1 protein-coding gene is annotated in these 601 nt (G+C 73.4%); it reads left to right on the top strand.

The window, feature by feature from the left end; all coding sequences use genetic code 11:
• Window positions 1-156 precede the first annotated feature (156 nt).
• Window positions 157-601 (top strand): 3-hydroxybutyrate oligomer hydrolase family protein (locus ACU8YE_RS23970; protein WP_446929842.1); only part of this gene is annotated, 445 nt, incomplete at its 3' end.

Here is a 601-nt window from a genome sequence, read left to right as displayed (position 1 = left end):
GTCGGTCAACAACAGGCTGTCCGTGCAGCCGCAGTGACGGCGATGCGCGGGCGGCGCAGCGACGCCGCCCGCCGCGCGCGCCGGCCGTGCCTGGGCGCGGCGCGCGCCGCCCGGCGAGCGGGCGATTCGAACCCATCAGGCGGACTGGGGGCAACCATGACGGCGATCAGGGGCGGATCGAGGCGCGCGCCGGGGCTGGCGCTCGCGCTTCTCGGCGGTGTGCTGCTCGGCGCGTGCCACGGCGACGAAAACGCGCAGGTGAACGCGCTGCCCGGCTTCGTTTCGGGCAGCGTGCGCAAGACGGCCTACGACGGCGCGAGCGACGATCTGCTGACCGCGGGGCTCGGCAAGACGGGCCTCGGCAGCGACACGCGGCCCGGCTTCGCGAATCCCGCGCAGCCGAGCGCCGCGGAGTTGCGGCGCCTCGCGATCTACTCGAACTACCGGGCGCTCGTCGACATCACGCCGAACGGCGGCTACGGGCGCTTCTGGGGGCCGAACGTCGACCTCGCGGGCAACGACACCCTCGGCGAGGGCAAGATCGCCGGCACCGAATATCTCGCGTATTCCGACGATGGCAGCGGCCGCAAGAACGTCACGC

It is taken from the genome of Ralstonia sp. VS2407 (assembly GCF_052950655.1).
Note: the sequence above shows the minus strand (reverse complement) of the source record. Positions and strands in the feature narration are given on the sequence as shown.